Raw genomic sequence first — 18,198 nt, forward strand, 5'->3', positions numbered from 1 at the left:
CCGGGCCGTCGTCGACGCCTACCTCGACGGGCTCGAGCAGGCCCGGGCGAAGGGGCTGGACCTCACGACCATCGAGTCCGTCGCGTCGTTCTTCGTCTCGCGGGTGGACGCGGCGGTCGACGCGCAGCTCGACGCGCTCGGCACGCCCGAGGCCGCGGACCTGCGCGGCACGATCGCCATCGCGAACGCGCGCCTCGCCTACCGCTACTTCGAGGAGGTCTCCGCGTCGGACCGCTGGCGCGGGCTCGCCACCGCGGGCGCCCAGCCGCAGCGTCCGCTGTGGGCCTCGACCGGCGTCAAGGACCCCGCGTACCCGGACACCCTCTACGTGGACGAGCTGGTGGCACCCGACACGGTCAACACCATGCCGGGCACGACGCTCGAGGCCGTCGCCGACCACGGCGAGGTCCGCGGGGACACCGTGCGGAGCGCCTACGACGACGCCGCCGCCCGGCTCGAGCGGCTCGGCGCCCTCGGGATCGACCTGGACGAGGTGACCGAGCGTCTGGAGACCGAGGGCGTCGCGAAGTTCGAGGCCAGCTGGGCGGAGCTGCTCGAGACCGTCACGACGGGTCTGCGTGGCGCGTCCGGGAGCGAGGGGACCACGGCGTGAGCCCGAGCCCCGTCACCGCGGAGCACAACCCGCTGCGCGATGCGCGCGACCGCCGTCTGCCCCGGATCGCCGGGCCGTGCGGTCTGGTGATCTTCGGCGTGACCGGCGACCTCGCGCGGCGCAAGCTCATGCCGGCGGTCTACGACCTCGCCAACCGCGGCCTCCTCCCCCCCGGCTTCGCCCTCACCGGCTTCGCCCGCCGGGACTGGGAGACCCAGGACTTCGCCGAGGTCGTGCACGACGCGGTGAAGGCCAACGCCCGCACGCCGTTCCGGGAGAGCACCTGGAAGCAGCTGGCCGAGGGCATCCGGTTCGTCCAGGGCGAGTTCGACGACGACGCCGCCTTCGACCGGCTGAGCACCACCGTCGCCGAGCTGGACGCGGAGCGCGGCACCGGGGGCAACCACGCCTTCTACCTCTCCGTGCCGCCGAGCGCCTTCCCGCTCGTGTGCCGTCAGCTCGCGCGCTCGGGTCTCTCGCAGCAGCCGGCAGGGGCGTGGCGGCGCGTCGTGGTCGAGAAGCCCTTCGGGCACGACCTGGTGAGCGCGCGCGAGCTCAACGACGTGGTCTCGGAGGTGTTCGAGCCGGAGTCCGTCTTCCGGATCGACCACTACCTGGGCAAGGAGACCGTCCAGAACATGCTGGCGCTGCGGTTCGCCAACCAGCTGTTCGAGCCGATCTGGAACGCCCACTTCGTCGACCACGTGCAGATCACCATGGCCGAGGACATCGGCATCGGTGGCCGCGCGGGCTACTACGACGGGATCGGCGCGGCGCGGGACGTCATCCAGAACCACCTCCTGCAGCTGCTCGCGCTCACGGCGATGGAGGAGCCGGTCTCCTTCGACGCCGACGCGCTGCGCGCGGAGAAGGAGAAGGTCCTCTCGGCCGTGCGCATCCCCACGGACCTCGCCCGGCACACCGCGCGCGGTCAGTACGCCGCCGGCTGGCAGGGCGGGGAGGAGGTCGTCGGCTACCTCGACGAGCAGGGCATCGGGCCGGACTCCACCACCGAGACCTACGCGGCGATCCGCCTCGACGTCGACACGCGGCGGTGGGCGGGCGTCCCGTTCTACCTGCGGGCCGGCAAGCGCCTCGGGCGCCGGGTCACCGAGATCGCCGTCGTCTTCAAGAAGGCGCCGCACCTGCCCTTCGAGTCCACCGCGACCGAGGAGCTCGGCAACAACGCGCTCGTCATCCGCGTGCAGCCCGACGAGGGCGTGACGATGCGCTTCGGCTCGAAGGTCCCCGGCACCGCGATGGAGGTGCGCGACGTCACCATGGACTTCGGGTACGGCCACGCGTTCACCGAGTCCTCGCCCGAGGCCTACGAGCGGCTCATCCTCGACGTGCTGCTCGGCGACCCGCCGCTGTTCCCCCGGCACGAGGAGGTCGAGCTGAGCTGGCGCATCCTCGACCCGATCACGGAGTACTGGGCCGAGAACGGTCGGCCCGACCCGTACCGGTCCGGCACCTGGGGCCCGGAGTCCGCCGACCTGATGATGGCTCGCGACGGCCGCGCCTGGCGTCGGCCGTGAGCCGCGAGAGAGGACGACGATGATCCACGACCTCCCCGACACGACGACGTCGGCCGTCGCCAAGGCGCTGCTGCGGCTGCGGGACGAGGGCGGCGCCGTCGCGCTCGGGCGCGTGCTCACCCTGCTCGTCGAGGTCGACGCCGCCCACCTCGAGGACGCCGTCGGCGTCGCGAACGCGGCGAGCCGCGAGCACCCGTGCCGCGTGATCGTGCTGGCCGAGGACGCCCGGTGCGACCACGGCCGCGTCGACGCGCAGATCCGCGTCGGCGGTGACGCCGGTGCGAGCGAGGTGGTCGTGCTCCGGGCCTCCGGGGAGATGCTGGCGCACGCGGACACCCTCGTCATGCCCCTCCTGCTGCCGGACGCGCCCATCGTCGTGTGGTGGCCGGACGCCATGCCCGACGTGCCGGCCGAGCACCCGCTGGGCCGGATGGCGCAGCGCCGCATCACGGACACCGTGAGCTGCACGGACCCTCGGGACGCCCTCCGGCGGCTGCGTGCCGGCTACACGGCCGGGGACACGGACCTCGCGTGGACGCGGCTGACGGTGTGGCGCGGGCTGCTCGCCGCCGCCCTGGACCAGCCGCCGCACGAGCCGGTGACCCACGCCGCCGTGCACGGTGCGGGCCGCCACGCCTCGGTCTGGCTCCTGGCCGCCTGGCTCGCGGAGTCGCTGGACTGCCCCGTCGACGTGGTCACGCAGGACGACGCCACGGCGGTCACCCGCGTCGAGCTCCACCGCGCCTCCGGTCCCGTCGTCATCGACCGTCCCGACGGCCGGACGGCCACGCTGCTCCAGCCGGGCCAGCCGGAGCGCCGGGTGTCGATGCCCCTGCGGCAGCTCACCGAGTGCGTCGCGGAGGACCTGCGACGGCTCGACCCGGACGAGGTCTTCGGCGAGGTGCTCACCGTCGGGCTCGAGCGGGTGGTGCCGGCATGACCGCGACCGACGGACCGGGGCGGCTCGCCGTCGTCCACCCCGACGCAGCCACGCTCGCCGCGGCCACGGCCGCGCGCCTGCTCCTGCGTCTCCTGGACGGCCAGGCCACGCACCGGCCGCTGCACGTGGGCCTCACGGGCGGCACCGTCGGGATCCGGACGCTGCGCGAGATGGCCGCCTCGCCCCTGCGCGACGCCGTCGACTGGACCGGCGTGCACCTGTGGTGGGGCGACGAGCGGTTCCTGCCGTCGGGCCACCCCGACCGCAACGAGACCCAGGCCCGGGAGGCTCTGCTCGACGCGCTCCCGGTGCCGGTCGGGAACGTCCACGCCATGCCCGCCGCCGACGCCCCGGGGATCAGCACGCCGGAGGACTCCGCCGCGGCCTACGCCGCGGAGCTCGCCCGGTTCGCCGGGGAGGCTCCCGGCGACGACGCCGGGCCCGCTGTCCCGTCCTTCGACGTCCTCCTGCTGGGCATGGGGCCCGACGGGCACGTCGCGTCGCTCTTCCCCGGCCACGAGGCCCTCGAGGTCGTCGACCGGACCGTCGTCGGCGTGCACGGCTCGCCCAAGCCGCCCCCGGAGCGGGTGAGCCTGACGTGGCCGGCGATCGAGGCGGCCCGCGAGGTGTGGCTCGTCGTGGCGGGCGCGGACAAGGCCGAGGCGGCCGCGCGCGGCCTGGCCGGCGACGACGTCACGCGCACGCCGGCTGCGGGCGCCCTGGGCCGCCGTCGGACGCTGTGGCTCCTGGACGTCCAGGCCGCGAGCGAGGTGCCGACCGCCGACGGCTGAGTCCCGCGGACGGGCGGGGGCGGACGCAGGAGAGCCCGGCCACCCTCACGGGGGTGCCGGGCTCTCCGCTGTCCGGTGCACGGACGGCTGTGCTCAGGCTGCTGTGCTCAGCCGCCGCGGCGGGCGCGCAGCGCGGCGAGGGCCTCGTCGAGGATGGCCGCGCCGTCCTCGTCCGTCCGACGCTCCTTCACGTACGCCAGGTGCGTCTTGTACGGCTCGTTGCGCACCGGTGCCGGGGGGTTCTGCTCGTCCTGGCCCGCCGGGAACCCGCAGCGCGGGCAGTCCCACGTCTCGGGGGCCTCGGCGCCCGCCTCCTCGGAGAAGCTGGGTCGCGTCTCGTGGCCCTTGGCGCACCAGTACGACACCCAGAAGCGCGGCGCGGACTCGCCGCGCTCCGCCTCGCCCATCGGTCCCGCACCCACACGGGACCCTCGAATTGCACTACCGCTCGCCACGGTTGACCTCCGTTGTCAGCTGACGCGCTGGATCAGGCCCAGGAGCACGATGATGACGGCCCAGAGCACGGCCAGGCCGATGGTGATGCGGTTGAGGTTGCGCTCGGCGACGCCGGAGCTGCCCGCACCGCTGGAGATGCCGCCCCCGAACATGTCCGACAGGCCACCTCCCTTGCCCTTGTGCAGGAGCACGAGGACGACGACGAGGAAGCTGGTGAGCACCAGCAGGACCTGAAGGATGATGCGCAGGACGTCCACGAAACCGTCTGTTCCTCACTCGTGCGGCAGCAGGCGCCGAGGGGCGCCCGGTCAAGGATAGGCGACGTCCGGCGGGCAACCCACCGTCGGTCATCGTTCGGCGTGGCACGGGTCGGCCCCCGCCGTGACGACGGGGGCCGACCGGTGCCGACGGGTCAGAGACCCGTGCTGTGCGCCTGGTAGCGGACGATCTTCGCGAACTCCTCCGCGTCGAGGCTCGCGCCGCCGACGAGGGCCCCGTCGACGTCCGGCTGCGCCATGATCGCCGCGACGTTCCCGGACTTCACCGAGCCGCCGTAGAGCACGCGGACGCCGTCGGCGAGCTCGCGGGAGTAGAGCTCGGCGAGCCGGTCACGGATCGCCTTGCACACCTCCTGCGCGTCGTCGGGGGTGGCGACCTCGCCGGTCCCGATCGCCCACACCGGCTCGTACGCGACGACGATCCGGGCGGCGTGCTCCGCCGGCAGGCCCTCGAGCGCCCCGTCGAGCTGCGCCAGCGTGTGGGGGACCTGCTCCCCCGCCTTGCGCACGTCGAGCCCCTCGCCCACGCAGAGGATGGGGACGACGCCCTGGCCGAACGCGGAGCGGACCTTGGCCGCGCACAGCGCGTCGTCCTCGCCGTGGTACTCGCGCCGCTCGGAGTGACCCACCGCCACGTACGTGACGCCCAGCTTCGCCAGCATCACCGGCGAGATCTCGCCCGTGTAGGCGCCCTCGGTGTGCGCCGAGACGTCCTGGGCGCCGTAGACGAGGTCGAGCTTGTCGCCGTCGACCAGCGTCTGGACGGACCGCAGGTCCGTGAACGGCACGAGCACGGCGACCTCGACGGCCGAGTAGTCGTGCTTGGCGTCCTTGAGCGTCCACGCCAGCTTCTGCACGAGGTGCGTGGCCTGGTGGTGGTCCAGGTTCATCTTCCAGTTGCCCGCCATCAGCGGGGTGCGGGTGGTACCCATGGTCACTGCTCCGTCTTCTGCTCGAGTACCGCGATGCCGGGGAGCTCCTTGCCCTCGAGGAACTCCAGGCTCGCCCCACCGCCGGTGGAGATGTGCCCGAAGCCCGCCTCGTCGAAGCCGAGCTGGCGGACGGCCGCGGCGGAGTCGCCACCACCGACGATGGAGAAGGCGCCGTCCTGCCCGGCGTCGACCATGGCCTGGGCCACGGCACGCGTCCCGGCGGCGAACGCCTCGAACTCGAACACGCCCATGGGGCCGTTCCACACGATCGTCCTCGCGTCGCGGATCTTCGACGCGAAGAGCTCGGCGGACTCCGGACCGATGTCCAGGCCCATGCGGCCCTCCGGCATCGCGTCGGCCGCGACGACGTCGTGCGGGGCGTCGGCCGCGAACGAGTCCGCGACGACGATGTCGGTGGGGAGCACGATCTCCACACCGCGCTCCTCGGCGGTGGTGAGGTAGCCCTTCACCGTCTCCACCTGGTCCTCCTCGAGCAGCGAGGTGCCCACGGAGTAGCCCTTGGCCGCGAGGAACGTGAAGACCATCCCGCCGCCGATGAGCAGGCGGTCGGCCTTGGTGAGGAGGTTGGCGATGACGCCGAGCTTGTCGGACACCTTCGACCCGCCGAGGACGACGACGTAGGGCCGCTCGGGGTCCTCCGTGGCGCGCCGCAGCGAGTCGACCTCGTTGAGCACGAGGCTCCCGACCGCGGACGGCAGCTGGAGCGCGACGTCGTAGACGGACGCCTGCTTGCGGTGCACGACACCGAAGCCGTCCGACACGAACGCGTCGGCCAGCGCGGCGAGCTCGCCGGCGAGCTCCTGGCGCTCGGCCTCGACCTTCGAGGTCTCGCGGGCGTCGAAGCGGATGTTCTCCAGGAGCGCGATCTCGCCGTCCGCCAGGCCCGCGACGGTCTCGCGGGCGGACTCCCCGACGACGTCCTGCGCGAGGGCCACGGGGCGGCCGAGCAGCTCGCCCAGGCGGGCGGCGACGGGCGCGAGCGAGTACTTGGCCTCCGGCGCACCCTTGGGGCGGCCGAGGTGGGCGGTCACGACGACCCGGGCACCGGCCTCGAGGAGCGCGGTGAGCGTGGGCAGCGCCGCACGGATGCGGCCGTCGTCGGTGATCGTGGTGCCGTCCAGCGGGACGTTGAAGTCGGAGCGGACGAGCACGCGCGTGCCGCGCAGGTCGCCCAGGTCCTCGATGGTCTTCACAGCGGTGTCCTCAGGGTCGGGGGCCGGTCGGGCCCGTGCATGACGGCGTCCGCGTGCTCCGGCGCGGTTGCGCGCGGAGCACGCGGACGCATGTCGGCCTGCTCAGGTGCGGTCGGACGTCAGAGACGCTCGCCGATGTACACCGTGAGGTCGACGAGGCGGCTGGAGTAGCCCCACTCGTTGTCGTACCAGGAGACGACCTTGACCTGGTCGCCGATCACCTTGGTGAGACCGGCGTCGAAGATGCTCGAGGCCGGGTCCGTCACGATGTCGGTCGAGACGATCGGGTCCTCCGTGTAGACGAGGATGCCCTTGAGCTCGGGGGTCTCGGCGGCGGCCTTGACCGCGGCGTTGACCTCCTCGACCGTCGTCTCGCGCGACGCGGTGAAGGTGAGGTCGGTCGCGGAGCCCGTGGGCGTGGGCACGCGCATCGCGTAGCCGTCGAGCTTGCCCTTGAGCTGCGGGAGGACGAGCGAGACGGCCTTCGCCGCACCGGTCGACGTCGGGACCATGTTCAGAGCGGCGGCGCGCGCACGGCGCAGGTCCTTGTGCGGGCCGTCCTGGAGGTTCTGGTCCTGCGTGTACGCGTGGATCGTCGTCATGAGGCCACGCTCGATGCCGAACGCCTCGTCGAGCACCTTGGCCAGCGGGGCCAGGCAGTTCGTCGTGCAGGAGGCGTTGGAGACGATGTGGTGGTTCGCCGGGTCGTACTCGGTGTGGTTCACGCCGACGACGAACGTGGCGTCCTCGTTCTTCGCCGGGGCGGAGATGATGACCTTCTTGGCGCCCGCGTCGAGGTGCGCCTTGGCCTTCGTCGCGTCGGTGAAGATGCCGGTGGACTCGATGACGATGTCCGCACCGAGCTCGCCCCACGGCAGGGCGGACGGGTCGCGCTCCGCCAGGGCCTTGAAGGTCTTCCCGCCGACGGTGATGCTCTCCTCGTCGTAGGTCACGTCCTGCGCGAGCCGACCCAGGATCGAGTCGTACTTGAGCAGGTGCGCCAGCGACTTGTTGTCGGTGAGGTCGTTGACACCGACGATCTCGATGTCGGCGCCCGACTCCAGGACTGCGCGGAAGAAGTTACGTCCGATGCGGCCGAAGCCGTTGATTCCGACGCGGATGGTCACTATGCCCTCCTCAAGGCGCACCGCTTTCCCGGTACGCACGATGGGTCGTTGACGGGTTGCGCACGGCGGTGTACGCCCTGGGGACCGCGCCTAGAGCTCGATCTCGCTCCCAGATTGACCCCAGGTTACACGCCGGACACACACGCGTCGTCGGGACGTTCGTCCGCCGGTCGCCGATCACGGTGTGCTTTTTTTCCACGCCGTCCGATCAGGCACGGGACGCATTTCCACGCCCGCGACGAGCGGTGCCGACCACGGCGTGGGAGCGTTCCCGACCGGGCCGTGGGCGAGCCTGTGCGGACCGCTCCGTCGCCGCCGCGGGACAGCTGCCGACAGGAGGTCAGACGTCGAGCATGTCGGCCGTGAGGCCGGCCTCGGTGTCCGGGATGCCGAGCTCGGCGGCGCGCTTGTCGGCGGTCGCGAGGAGGCGCCGGATCCGGCCCGCCACCGCGTCCTTCGTCAGCACGGGGTCGGCCAGCTGACCGAGCTCCTCCAGGGACGCCTGCTTGTGCTGCAGGCGCAGCATGCCCGCCTCACGCAGGTGCTCCGGCAGGTCCTCGCCGAGGATCTCGAACGCCCGCTCGACCCGCGCCCCCGCCGCGACCGCCGCACGGGCCGACCGGCGCAGGTTCGCGTCGTCGAAGTTCGCGAGACGGTTGGCGGTGCCCCGGACCTCGCGGCGCATGCGCCGCTCCTCCCAGACCAGCACCGCGTCGTGCGCGCCCAGCCGCGTCAGCATCGCGCCGATGGCGTCGCCGTCGCGGATGACGACCCGGTCCACGCCCCGGACCTCGCGCGCCTTCGCGGCGATGCCGATCCGCCGGGCAGCCCCCACGAGCGCCAGCGCCGCCTCCGGGCCGGGGCAGGTCACCTCCAGGGCCGCCGAGCGGCCTGGCTCGGTCAGCGAGCCGTGCGCGAGGAAGGCACCGCGCCACGCCGCCTCCGCCTCGCCGGTCCCGGCCGAGACGACCTGGGGAGGCAGGCCACGGACCGGCCGGCCGCGGTTGTCCAGGAGACCCGTCTGCCGGGCCAGCGACTCGCCGTCCTTGACCACGCGCACGACGTAGCGGGTACCTCGGCGCAGCCCCCCACCGCTGACGACGACGACGTCGCTGGAGTGGCCGTAGACCTCGGCGACGAACTGCCGCAGGCGCCGGGCGGCGACGCCGGTGTCCAGCTCCGCCTCGATGACGATCCGACCCGAGATGATGTGCAGGCCGCCCGCGAACCGCAGGGTCGCCGAGACCTCCGCCTTGCGGTGGGAGGTCTTGTCGACGGGGAGACGGGCGAGCTCGTCCTTCACCTGTGCGGTCAACGCCATGGGCGTCATCCTGCCATCACCGGGCCCTCGTCCCGATGTCACCGAGGAACCCCTCGAAGGCGTCCCGGTAGGCGGCGGCCAGCCGCAGGGGGTCGTGGCAGGGCGTCCCGTCGCCCACCCGGACCTGCCGCAGCAGGAGGTGCCCGCCCATGGCCGTGCACTCGTCCTGGAGCGCGTCGACGTCGTCGATGGCGCTCGGGTCCGCCACGACGACGTCGATGCGCAGGCCGGGCGCGTGCCGACGCAGGGCGACCAGGTGGTCGTGCGCCCGCATGCCGGGGGTCTCCCCCTTCTCGGCGGACAGGTTGAGCGTCAGGCAGCGCCGCGCCGCGGTCCGGTGCAGCGCCGCCGACAGCTCGGGGACGAGCAGGTGAGGCATGACGGAGGTGAACCACGAGCCGGGGCCCAGCACCACCCAGTCGGCGGCGTCGATCGCCTCGACCGCCTCCGGGCAGGCCGGCGGGTCGGCGGGCAGCAGGCGCACCGACCGCACCTGCCCGGCGGCGGTGGCCACATGGCTCTGGCCACGCACCACCGTGACGTGCTCGACGCCGTCGACGCGGTCGACCAGCTCCGCCTCGATGGCCAGCGGGACCGCCGCCATGGGCAGGACCCGGCCCCGCGAGCCCAGCAGACGGCCCACCCAGTCCAGACCGGCCACGGTGTCCCCGAGGAGCTCCCACAGCGCGACGATGAGCAGGTTGCCGACGGCGTGCTGGTCCAGCGAGCCGTCGGAGTGGAACCGGTGCTGCAGGACGTCCCGCCACGTCCGGCCCCAGTCCGTGTCGTCGCACAGGGCCGAGAGCGCCATCCGCAGGTCACCGGGCGGCAGGACCCCCATCTCCTCGCGCAGCCGGCCCGACGAGCCGCCGTCGTCGGCCACCGTGACGACGGCCGTGAGGCGGTCGGACATGAGCCGGAGGGCCGACAGGCTCGCCGAGAGGCCGTGCCCTCCGCCCAGGGCGACGACGGCGGGACCCAGGCCGCCGGGCCGCGGCTCGGGACGGGCGCCCGTCACTCGCGCCCCAGGTCACGGTGCGACACGACGACGCGGTGCCCACGCTCCCGCAGCGCGACCGCGACGGCCTCCGAGATCGCGACCGACCGGTGCTTGCCGCCGGTGCAGCCGACGGCGACCGTGGCGTAGCGCTTGTCCTCCGTCTCGTAGCCCGCGAGCACCGGCTCGAGCGCGTCGACGTACCGCTGGACGAACAACGACGCCCCCGGCAGGCCGAGGACGTAGTCCCGGACGGGCTCGTCGCGGCCTGTGAGGTGGCGCAGCTCGCCGATCCAGTAGGGGTTGGACAGGAAGCGGACGTCGACGACGTGGTCCGCGTCGAGCGGGAGGCCGTACTTGAACCCGAAGGACAGGACGTTGACGCGCAGCGCGTCCCCCTCGCCGCCGGTGACCGCCGTCCGGACCACCCGGGCCAGGTCGTGGACGTTCAGCTCCGTCGTGTCGATGACGATGTCCGCGCGCTCCCGCATGCCCCGCATGAGCTCCCGCTCGTCGGCGATCCCGTCGAGGATGCGGCGGTCCCCCTGGAGCGGGTGCGGGCGGCGCACGGCCTCGAAGCGCTGGACGAGCACGGGGTCGGACGCGTCGAGGAACAGCAGTCGGTACGGGAACCCGGACTCACGCAGCCCGTCGATCACCTCGACGAGGTCGCGGAAGAACTCGCGACCGCGGACGTCGACGACGGCGGCGAGCCGGTGGACGGCGCCCTGCGCCGCGCTCATCATGCGGACCATCTGCGGCAGCAGCTGCGGGGGAAGGTTGTCCACGACGTACCAGTCGAGGTCCTCCAGCACCGCGGCCGCCCGGCTGCGGCCGGCTCCCGACATCCCGGTGATGAGCAGCAGCTCGGGCAGCTCCGCGCGGGGGGTCGGCGTGGTCGCCTCGAGGACCGGGATGCCGGACGGGACGGTGGTCGGGGGCGGCTCCGAGCTCATGCCTCCAGCATGCCAGGCCCCGCCTCCGCGGCGACGGCGTCGACCTCCGGCGGCGGGGCTGCTGCGGTGACCGCGCCCTCGGTCGGAGCGAGCGCGTCGACGACGGCCTGCGCCGTCCGCGCGCCCATCCCCCGCACGGCCGCGATCTCCTCCACCGAGGCCGCACGCAGCCGCTTGACGGAGCCGAAGTGCTTGAGCAGCGCCGCCGACCGCGCCGGGCCGAGACCGGGCACCCCGTCGAGGGCGGACACCGTCATGCTCTTGCTGCGCCGGGAGCGGTGGTGCCGGATGGCGAACCGGTGCGCCTCGTCCCGGACCCGCTGCAGGAGGTAGAGGCCCTCCGAGCTGCGCTGGAGGATCACGGGGTAGTCCTCCCCCGGCAGCCACACCTCCTCCAGCCGCTTGGCCAGCCCGCACAGGGCGACGTCGTCGATGCCGAGCTCCGCCAGCGCGCGCGCGGCCGCCGCGACCTGCGGAGGCCCGCCGTCGACCACCACGAGGTGGGGCGGGTACGCGAACCGGCCCGGGCGTCGCGCCTCGGGCGACACCTCCCGGCTGCCGGGCGACGGGTGCGTCTGGACGTCGTCGTCGGACTCCCCGAGCGCGAGGTCGTCGCCGTCCTCCTGCTCCTGGAGGTAGCGCCGGAACCGTCGCGTGATGACCTCGTGCATCGCCGCGGTGTCGTCCCGCGCCCCCTCGCCGTCGGGACCCCGGACCACGAAGTGCCGGTACTCCGACCGGCGCGCCAGGCCGTCCTCGAAGACGACCATCGAGCCGACCTGATGGGTCCCCTGCGTGGTGGAGATGTCGTAGCACTCGATCCGCAGCGGGGCCGTGGGCAGGTCCAGCGCGTCCTGGAGCTCCTTGAGCGCCTGGCTACGGGTCGTGAGGTCGCCCGCGCGACGCGTCCGGTGCAGGACCAGTGCCTGCTCGGCGTTGCGACGGACCGTCTCGGCCAGGTCCCTCTTGTCGCCGCGCTGGGGCACCCGCACGGCGACGCGTGAGCCGCGCAGCGCGCTCAGCCAGGCGGTCACCTGGTCGACGTCCGGCGGCAGGACGGGGACGAGCACCTCCCGTGGCACCGCGCTCTCGGCGACACGCACCTGCTCCGGACGGCGGGCGCCGCCGGAGTCCCGCTCCGGGGCGGACCAGCCGCCGTCGTCGCCGTACACCTGCTGCAGGAGGTGCTCGACGAGCTCGCCGTCGGTGACGTCCTCGACCTTCTCCACGATCCAGCCGCGCTGGCCGCGGATCCGCCCGTCGCGGACGTGGAACACCTGCACGGCGGCCTCGAGCTCGTCCCCGACCAGTGCGAACACGTCCGCGTCCGTGCCGTCAGCGAGGACGACGGCGTTCTTCTCGGTCGCCCGGTCCAGCGCGCCGATGTCGTCGCGCAGCCGCGCCGCCCGCTCGTAGTCCAGCTCCGCGGCGGCCGCCCGCATCTGGGCGGTGAGCCGCCGCGTGAACCGGGCGGTCTCCCCCGCCATGAAGTCGCAGAAGTCCTCCGCCAGCCCGCGGTGCTCCTCCTCGGTGACCCGGCCGACGCACGGTGCGGCGCACTTGTCGATGTACCCGAGCAGGCAGGGCCGGCCCGTCTGCTGCGCCCGGCGGAAGACGCCGGCGGAGCAGGTGCGGACGGGGAACACCCGCAGCAGCAGGTCGACCGTCTCCCGGATCGCCCAGGCGTGGGCGTACGGACCGAAGTACCGCGTGCCGGGTCGTTTGCGCCCGCGCATGACCTGCACCCGCGGGAACGCCTCGCCGAGCGTGACGGCGAGGTAGGGGTAGGACTTGTCGTCGCGGTACTTGACGTTGAACCGCGGGTCGAACTCCTTGATCCAGGAGTACTCCAGCGCGAGCGCCTCGACCTCGGTCCCGACGACGGTCCACTCGACCGACGCGGCCGTGGTGACCATCTGACGCGTGCGCGGGTGCAGCGCCGAGAGGTCCTGGAAGTAGCTCGCCAGCCGGGAGCGCAGGCTCTTCGCCTTCCCCACGTAGACGACGCGGCCGTGCTCGTCCTTGAAGCGGTAGACGCCCGGCGAGTCGGGGACCTGGCCGGGTCGCGGACGGTACGTGGCGGGGTCGGCCATGCCGTGGAGCCTAGTTCGCCCCGCCGACAGGGCGGCACGGCGTGCCTCCGTGCCGGGCCGCGGACGCGTACACCGCAGGTCCTGGGCGGGCCGCGACCTGCCCGGTAGCCTCAGGAGATGGGACTCCTGCACAGCTACACAGCCGACGTCGTCTGGACCGGTGCGGGCGAGACCGGCACCTCGAGCTACACCGCGTACTCGCGTGACCACGAGGTCCGCATCGGCACCAAGCCGCCGCTCCTCGGCTCCGCGGACCCCGCCTTCCGGGGCGACCCCGAGCGCTACAGCCCGGAGGAGCTCCTCGTCGCGGCGCTCGCCCAGTGCCACATGCTCTGGTTCCTGCACCTGGCCTCCGCGGACGGCGTCGTCGTCGTGGGGTACACGGACCGCGCCACCGGCACGATGCGCGTCGAGGGCGCCGGCCACGGCCAGTTCCGCGAGGTCGTCCTCCGCCCCTGCGTGACGCTCGCCGCGCCGCAGCGCGAGGACGGCACGCCGGTGACGGACACCCAGCTCGACCGGCTGCACTCCCGCGCGCACGAGCACTGCTTCATCGCGCGGTCGGTGAACTTCCCCGTCCGCCTCGACCCGGCGCCGTCCCGCGTCGCCCAGGACGCGCTGCGCTGAGCCGCCCCGGGCCGGGCGGTCAGGCGGACGCGACCAGGCGGGAGTCCTCGAGCTGCTCGGCGAGGAAGCGGCCCGTGTGGCTCTCCTCGACACGGGCGACCTGCTCCGGCGTGCCCTCGGCGACCACGATGCCGCCGCCGTTGCCGCCCTCCGGGCCCATGTCGACCACCCAGTCGGCGCTCTTGATGACGTCGAGGTTGTGCTCGATGACGATGACGCTGTTGCCCTTGTCGACCAGCGACTGCAGGACGCCCAGCAGCTTGCGGATGTCCTCGAAGTGCAGCCCGGTCGTCGGCTCGTCCAGCACGTAGACCGTCCGGCCCGTCGACCGCCGCTGGAGCTCGGTCGCCAGCTTGACCCGCTGGGCCTCGCCGCCGGACAGCGTCGGCGCGGACTGCCCGAGCCGGACGTAGCCGAGGCCCACGTCCACGAGGGTCTTGAGGTGCCGGGAGATCCCGGGCACCGCGGCGAAGAAGTCGGCGGCCTCCTCGATGGGCATGTCCAGCACGTCCGCGACCGTCTTGCCCTTGAAGTGGACCTCGAGGGTCTCGCGGTTGTAGCGCGACCCGTGGCAGACCTCGCACGGGACGTACACGTCGGGCAGGAAGTTCATCTCGATCTTCAGCGTGCCGTCACCCGAGCACGCCTCGCACCGGCCGCCCTTGACGTTGAAGGAGAAGCGCCCGGGGGCGTAGCCGCGGACCTTCGCCTCGGTCGTCTCGGCGAAGAGCTTGCGCACGTGGTCCCAGACGCCCGTGTACGTCGCCGGGTTGGAGCGCGGCGTGCGCCCGATCGGGCCCTGGTCGACGTGGACCACCTTGTCGAGCTGGTCCAGGCCGGTGACGCGGGTGTGGCGCCCGGGGACCCGCCGGGCCCCGTTGAGCTCGTTCGCCATCACCGTGTAGAGGATCGAGTTGACAAGCGTCGACTTCCCGGAGCCCGAGACACCCGTCACGGCGACCAGGCACCCGAGCGGGAAGCTGACGTCGATCCCCCGCAGGTTGTGCTCGCGCGCCCCGACGACGGTCACCTGACGGCCCGGGTCCACGGGACGCCGGGTCTCCGGCGTCGGGATGCTGCGACGGCCGGACAGGTAGGCGCCCGTGACGGACTCCGCGGAGGTCAGCAGGCCCTCGAGGTCGCCCGAGTGGACGACCCGCCCGCCGTGCTCGCCCGCGCCCGGACCGATGTCGACGATCCAGTCCGCGGTGCGGATGGTGTCCTCGTCGTGCTCGACCACGATGAGGGTGTTGCCGAGGTCCCGCAGCCGGGTCAGCGTGTCGATGAGCCGGCGGTTGTCCCGCTGGTGCAGCCCGATGCTCGGCTCGTCGAGGACGTAGAGGACCCCGACGAGACCCGAGCCGATCTGGGTCGCGAGGCGGATCCGCTGGGCCTCCCCGCCGGAGAGCGTCCCGGCCGCGCGGTCCATCGAGAGGTAGTCCAGGCCGACGTCCAGCAGGAAGCCGAGGCGGGCCTGGATCTCCTTGAGGACCTGGGCGGCGATCGCTCGCTCCCGCTCCCCGAGCTCGAGCGCGGCGAGGAAGTCCCTGGCCTCGCGCAGCGGGAGCCGGCACACGTCGGCGATGGAGCGTCCCCCCACCCGGACGGCCAGCACCTCGGGCTTGAGCCGCGTGCCCTCGCACACGGGGCACGGGACCTCGCGCATGTAGGCCTCGTACTTCTCCTTCGACCACTCCGAGTCGGTCTCCGCGTGCCGGCGCTCGATGAAGGAGACGACCCCCTCGAACCCGGTGCTGTACTGGCGCTCGCGCCCCCACCGGTTGCGGTAGCGGACGTGCACCTCGTGGTCCTTGCCGTGCAGGATCGACATCCGCGCCCGCTCCGGCAGGGCACGCCACGGCACGTCCATCGAGAAGCCCAGGTCCTCCGAGAGCGCCCGCAGGACGCGCTGGAAGTACTCGGACGACGTCTGCGACCAGGGCGCCACGGCCCCGCCGGCCAGGGTGGCCTCCTCGTCCGGGATCACGAGGTCCGGGTCGACCTCGAGCCGGACGCCGATCCCCGTGCACTCGGGGCACGCGCCGTAGGGCGCGTTGAAGGAGAAGGTCCGCGGCTCGATCTCCTCGAGGGCGAGCTGGTGGTCGTTGGGGCAGGCCCGGTGCTCGGAGAAGCGACGCTCGCGGCCCGGGTCGTCCGCCTCCGCGTCGACCAGCTCGACGACGACGAGGCCGCCGGCGAGGGTCAGCGCCGTCTCGACGGAGTCGGTCAGGCGCCGCTGGACGCCCTCACGCGCGACCAGCCGGTCGACGACGACCTCGATCGTGTGCTTGAGCTTCTTCTCGAGCACGGGCGCCTCGGTCAACTGCTGCACCTCGCCGTCGACCCGCGCCCGTGCGAAGCCCTTGGCCTGCAGCTCGCGGAAGAGGTCCGCGTACTCGCCCTTGCGGCCGCGGACGACGGGGGCCAGGACCTGGTAGCGGGTGCCCTCCGGCAGCTCGAGGAGCCGGTCGACGATCTGCTGCGGCGTCTGGCGGCTCACCTGCTCCCCGCAGACCGGGCAGAACTGGGTGCCGGCCCGCGCGAAGAGGAGGCGGAGGTAGTCGTAGACCTCGGTGATCGTCCCGACCGTCGACCGCGGGTTCCGGTTCGTCGACTTCTGGTCGATCGACACGGCCGGGGACAGGCCCTCGATGAAGTCGACGTCGGGCTTGTCCATCTGCCCGAGGAACTGGCGCGCGTACGCGGACAGGGACTCGACGTACCGCCGCTGGCCCTCGGCGAAGATGGTGTCGAACGCGAGGGACGACTTGCCGGACCCGGACAGACCCGTGAAGACGATCAGGCTGTCCCGAGGGAGATCGAGGTCGACGTTGCGGAGGTTGTGCTCGCGCGCACCCTGCACGTGCAGTCGGTCGTTCACCGCAGCATCCTACGTGGCAGCCGCGTCGTCGTACACGTGTTCGACATCACAGCCCAGGCGGTCCTCAGTCGACACTGCTGCCCCGGCGACGCGCCAGGAGGACCATGGGGGCATGACCTACACCGGCCTCGTCGTCCCCGGCGGCCCCTCGCAGACGCGCGCGCTCGACGAGGTCGTCGTCCGCAAGCTGTCCGTCGGCCCGATGGACAACAACGCGTACCTCCTCACCGCCCCCTCGGGCGAGCAGCTGCTGATCGACGCGGCGGCGGAGCCGGACCGGCTGCTCGCCCTCGTGCGCGAGGGGTCGTCGTCGTCACGCCTCGGCACCGTGGTCACCACGCACCGGCACGCGGACCACGTCGGGGCGCTCGAGTCGCTCCTCGCCGTCACCGGCGCCCACCACGCGTGCGGCGCCGAGGACGCCGCGGCGGTCCCGGCCGTCGTCCACCGGCGCCTGCACCACGGCGACGTCCTCACCGTCGGCCACGCCGTCCTGGAGGTCGTGAGCCTGCGCGGCCACACGCCGGGCTCCGTAGCGCTCCTGTACCGGGAGCCGGCGCGGACGTCGGCCGCCGACGCCGTCCCCGGCCGCGCCCACCTGTTCACCGGGGACAGCCTCTTCCCGGGCGGGCCCGGCAAGACCGCGGACCCGGAGTCGTTCCACTCCCTCATGACGGACCTGGAGGACCGGGTCTTCGCGCCGCTGCGCGACGACACCTGGGTCTACCCCGGGCACGGGCGGGACACGACCCTCGGGGTGGAGCGCCCGCACCTGGCCGAGTGGTGGAGCCGCGGCTGGTGAGCGCGCCGCACGGGCAGACGCCGCGTACGTAGGAGCTGCGTGGGCAGAAGACGGCCCGTCGCCGCGCCGTCACCGGCCCGCGCGGCCCCCCTCGCGCTGGGACGACCGGCGTCCTTCGCCCTTCCCCTGTCCGCCGCCACGCCCCCGGTTGCCGTCGGGCCCCACGCCGTTGCCCTGGTTGCCCTGCCCCGTGTCGTCGGGGCCGGAGGGCTCCTGCGGGTGCGGCGCGGGCTCGACGGGCACGACCGGGGCCACCGGAGCCGGTGCGGCGGGCGCCGCGGTCTCCTCCTCGACGGGCACGTCCTCGGGCGTGCCCTCGGCCGCGACGGCGGCCGCCTCACGAACCGCGGTCAGCTCCGCCTCGGCTCTGCGAAGGGCCTCGTCGACGGCGCGGTAGCGCTGCACCGAGATGTCACCGTCCTCCGCCGCCTGGTCCAGCTCGTCGCGCACCCGTGCGAGGGCACCGACCGCGGCGTCGTGACGGCCCTGGGCCGCGGCGGTCGTCACCGCCCACACGGCCTCCTGCAGCCGGCCGGCCGCGTCGGCACCGAGATCCGCGGGCGCGGGGGCGCACCCCGTGAGCACCGTGACGGCGGTGAGCAGGACCGCGGCCCGGGCGCGGCGCCGGCGGG

At 73.4% G+C, this 18,198-nt stretch carries 17 protein-coding genes; 6 read left to right on the forward strand and 11 right to left on the reverse strand.

From position 1 onward, the window contains the following. The 4 genes from N866_RS06885 to pgl all read left to right on the forward strand — a co-directional run. The coding region (locus tag N866_RS06885) for a transaldolase family protein (RefSeq protein WP_034224566.1) at positions 1–613 on the forward strand (613 nt) is incomplete at its 5' end. After that, positions 610–2,151: a glucose-6-phosphate dehydrogenase gene (zwf, locus tag N866_RS06890; RefSeq protein WP_034224569.1), complete on the forward strand. Its 1,542-nt coding sequence runs from the start codon at positions 610–612 to the stop codon at positions 2,149–2,151. The genes N866_RS06885 and zwf, both read left to right, overlap by 4 nt. A 19-nt stretch (positions 2,152–2,170) precedes the next feature. Beyond that, positions 2,171–3,091: a glucose-6-phosphate dehydrogenase assembly protein OpcA gene (gene opcA, locus N866_RS06895; RefSeq protein ID WP_034224572.1), complete on the forward strand. Its 921-nt coding sequence runs from the start codon at positions 2,171–2,173 to the stop codon at positions 3,089–3,091. Beyond that, positions 3,088–3,882, forward strand: a complete 795-nt coding sequence (pgl, locus tag N866_RS06900) for a 6-phosphogluconolactonase (protein WP_034224575.1) — start codon at positions 3,088–3,090, stop codon at positions 3,880–3,882. The genes opcA and pgl overlap by 4 nt, the downstream gene beginning before the upstream one ends. A gap of 107 nt (positions 3,883–3,989) precedes the next feature. Here pgl and N866_RS06905 read toward each other — a convergent pair whose 3' ends face one another. The 9 genes from N866_RS06905 to uvrC all read right to left on the reverse strand — a co-directional run bounded on the left by N866_RS06905 (position 3,990) and on the right by uvrC (position 13,256). Next, positions 3,990–4,337, reverse strand: coding sequence for an RNA polymerase-binding protein RbpA (locus tag N866_RS06905; RefSeq protein WP_034224578.1), 348 nt, complete (start codon positions 4,335–4,337; stop codon positions 3,990–3,992). 15 nt (positions 4,338–4,352) lie between these two features. Beyond that, positions 4,353–4,595, reverse strand: a complete 243-nt coding sequence (gene secG / locus N866_RS06910) for a preprotein translocase subunit SecG (protein WP_034224581.1) — start codon at positions 4,593–4,595, stop codon at positions 4,353–4,355. A gap of 155 nt (positions 4,596–4,750) precedes the next feature. Beyond that, positions 4,751–5,548 carry a triose-phosphate isomerase gene (gene tpiA / locus N866_RS06915; protein WP_034224584.1) on the reverse strand — a complete coding sequence of 266 codons (798 nt, stop codon included), beginning with the start codon at positions 5,546–5,548 and terminating at the stop codon, positions 4,751–4,753. A 2-nt stretch (positions 5,549–5,550) separates the two neighbouring features. Next, the gene (locus N866_RS06920) at positions 5,551–6,762 is read right to left on the reverse strand and encodes a phosphoglycerate kinase (protein ID WP_034224587.1); all 1,212 of its coding nucleotides are present in this window, start codon (positions 6,760–6,762) and stop codon (positions 5,551–5,553) included. 119 nt (positions 6,763–6,881) lie between these two features. Then, positions 6,882–7,889 (reverse strand): type I glyceraldehyde-3-phosphate dehydrogenase, encoded by a 1,008-nt coding sequence (gene gap, locus N866_RS06925; RefSeq protein ID WP_034224589.1) that lies wholly within the window; start codon positions 7,887–7,889, stop codon positions 6,882–6,884. 340 nt (positions 7,890–8,229) lie between these two features. After that, on the reverse strand, positions 8,230–9,210 hold the full coding sequence (whiA, locus tag N866_RS06930; protein WP_034224591.1) for a DNA-binding protein WhiA: 981 nt from the start codon (positions 9,208–9,210) through the stop codon (positions 8,230–8,232). Between the two features lie 16 nt (positions 9,211–9,226). Beyond that, the gene (locus N866_RS06935) at positions 9,227–10,228 is read right to left on the reverse strand and encodes a gluconeogenesis factor YvcK family protein (RefSeq protein ID WP_245612409.1); all 1,002 of its coding nucleotides are present in this window, start codon (positions 10,226–10,228) and stop codon (positions 9,227–9,229) included. Beyond that, the gene (gene rapZ / locus N866_RS06940) at positions 10,225–11,163 is read right to left on the reverse strand and encodes an RNase adapter RapZ (protein WP_034224593.1); all 939 of its coding nucleotides are present in this window, start codon (positions 11,161–11,163) and stop codon (positions 10,225–10,227) included. Before rapZ ends, N866_RS06935 begins: the two co-directional genes overlap by 4 nt. After that, positions 11,160–13,256 carry an excinuclease ABC subunit UvrC gene (gene uvrC / locus N866_RS06945; protein WP_034224595.1) on the reverse strand — a complete coding sequence of 699 codons (2,097 nt, stop codon included), beginning with the start codon at positions 13,254–13,256 and terminating at the stop codon, positions 11,160–11,162. Before uvrC ends, rapZ begins: the two co-directional genes overlap by 4 nt. 117 nt (positions 13,257–13,373) lie before the next feature. Here uvrC and N866_RS06950 point away from each other — a divergent pair, with 117 nt between their 5' ends. Continuing rightward, a complete protein-coding gene (locus N866_RS06950) occupies positions 13,374–13,883 on the forward strand; it encodes an OsmC family protein (RefSeq protein ID WP_034224597.1) in 510 nt (169 codons plus the stop codon). Positions 13,884–13,902: 19 nt separating this feature from the next. On the opposite strand, the gene uvrA is transcribed toward N866_RS06950, so the two are convergent. Beyond that, on the reverse strand, positions 13,903–16,764 hold the full coding sequence (gene uvrA, locus N866_RS06955; protein ID WP_034224599.1) for an excinuclease ABC subunit UvrA: 2,862 nt from the start codon (positions 16,762–16,764) through the stop codon (positions 13,903–13,905). A 112-nt stretch (positions 16,765–16,876) separates the two neighbouring features. Between uvrA and N866_RS06960 the strand changes: the two genes are divergently transcribed. Continuing rightward, the gene (locus N866_RS06960; RefSeq protein ID WP_034224600.1) at positions 16,877–17,566 is read left to right on the forward strand and encodes an MBL fold metallo-hydrolase; all 690 of its coding nucleotides are present in this window, start codon (positions 16,877–16,879) and stop codon (positions 17,564–17,566) included. 69 nt (positions 17,567–17,635) lie between these two features. Here the strand turns inward: N866_RS06960 and N866_RS21320 are convergent. After that, positions 17,636–18,198: hypothetical protein (locus tag N866_RS21320; protein ID WP_034224601.1), on the reverse strand; the 563-nt coding region annotated here is incomplete at its 5' end.

Source organism: Actinotalea ferrariae CF5-4 (assembly GCF_000603945.1).
GTDB lineage: Bacteria > Actinomycetota > Actinomycetes > Actinomycetales > Cellulomonadaceae > Actinotalea > Actinotalea ferrariae.

What these genes read in the sequence shown, in the direction of transcription:
- N866_RS06960 (WP_034224600.1), top strand. Translation starts at nt 16,877, where the DNA reads ATGACCTACACCGGCCTCGTCGTCCCCGGCGGCCCCTCGCAGACGCGC.
- whiA (WP_034224591.1), bottom strand. Translation starts at nt 9,210, where the DNA reads ATGGCGTTGACCGCACAGGTGAAGGACGAGCTCGCCCGTCTCCCCGTC.
- pgl (WP_034224575.1), top strand. Translation starts at nt 3,088, where the DNA reads ATGACCGCGACCGACGGACCGGGGCGGCTCGCCGTCGTCCACCCCGAC.
- uvrC (WP_034224595.1), bottom strand. Translation starts at nt 13,256, where the DNA reads ATGGCCGACCCCGCCACGTACCGTCCGCGACCCGGCCAGGTCCCCGAC.
- rapZ (WP_034224593.1), bottom strand. Translation starts at nt 11,163, where the DNA reads ATGAGCTCGGAGCCGCCCCCGACCACCGTCCCGTCCGGCATCCCGGTC.
- N866_RS06950 (WP_034224597.1), top strand. Translation starts at nt 13,374, where the DNA reads ATGGGACTCCTGCACAGCTACACAGCCGACGTCGTCTGGACCGGTGCG.
- tpiA (WP_034224584.1), bottom strand. Translation starts at nt 5,548, where the DNA reads ATGGGTACCACCCGCACCCCGCTGATGGCGGGCAACTGGAAGATGAAC.
- opcA (WP_034224572.1), top strand. Translation starts at nt 2,171, where the DNA reads ATGATCCACGACCTCCCCGACACGACGACGTCGGCCGTCGCCAAGGCG.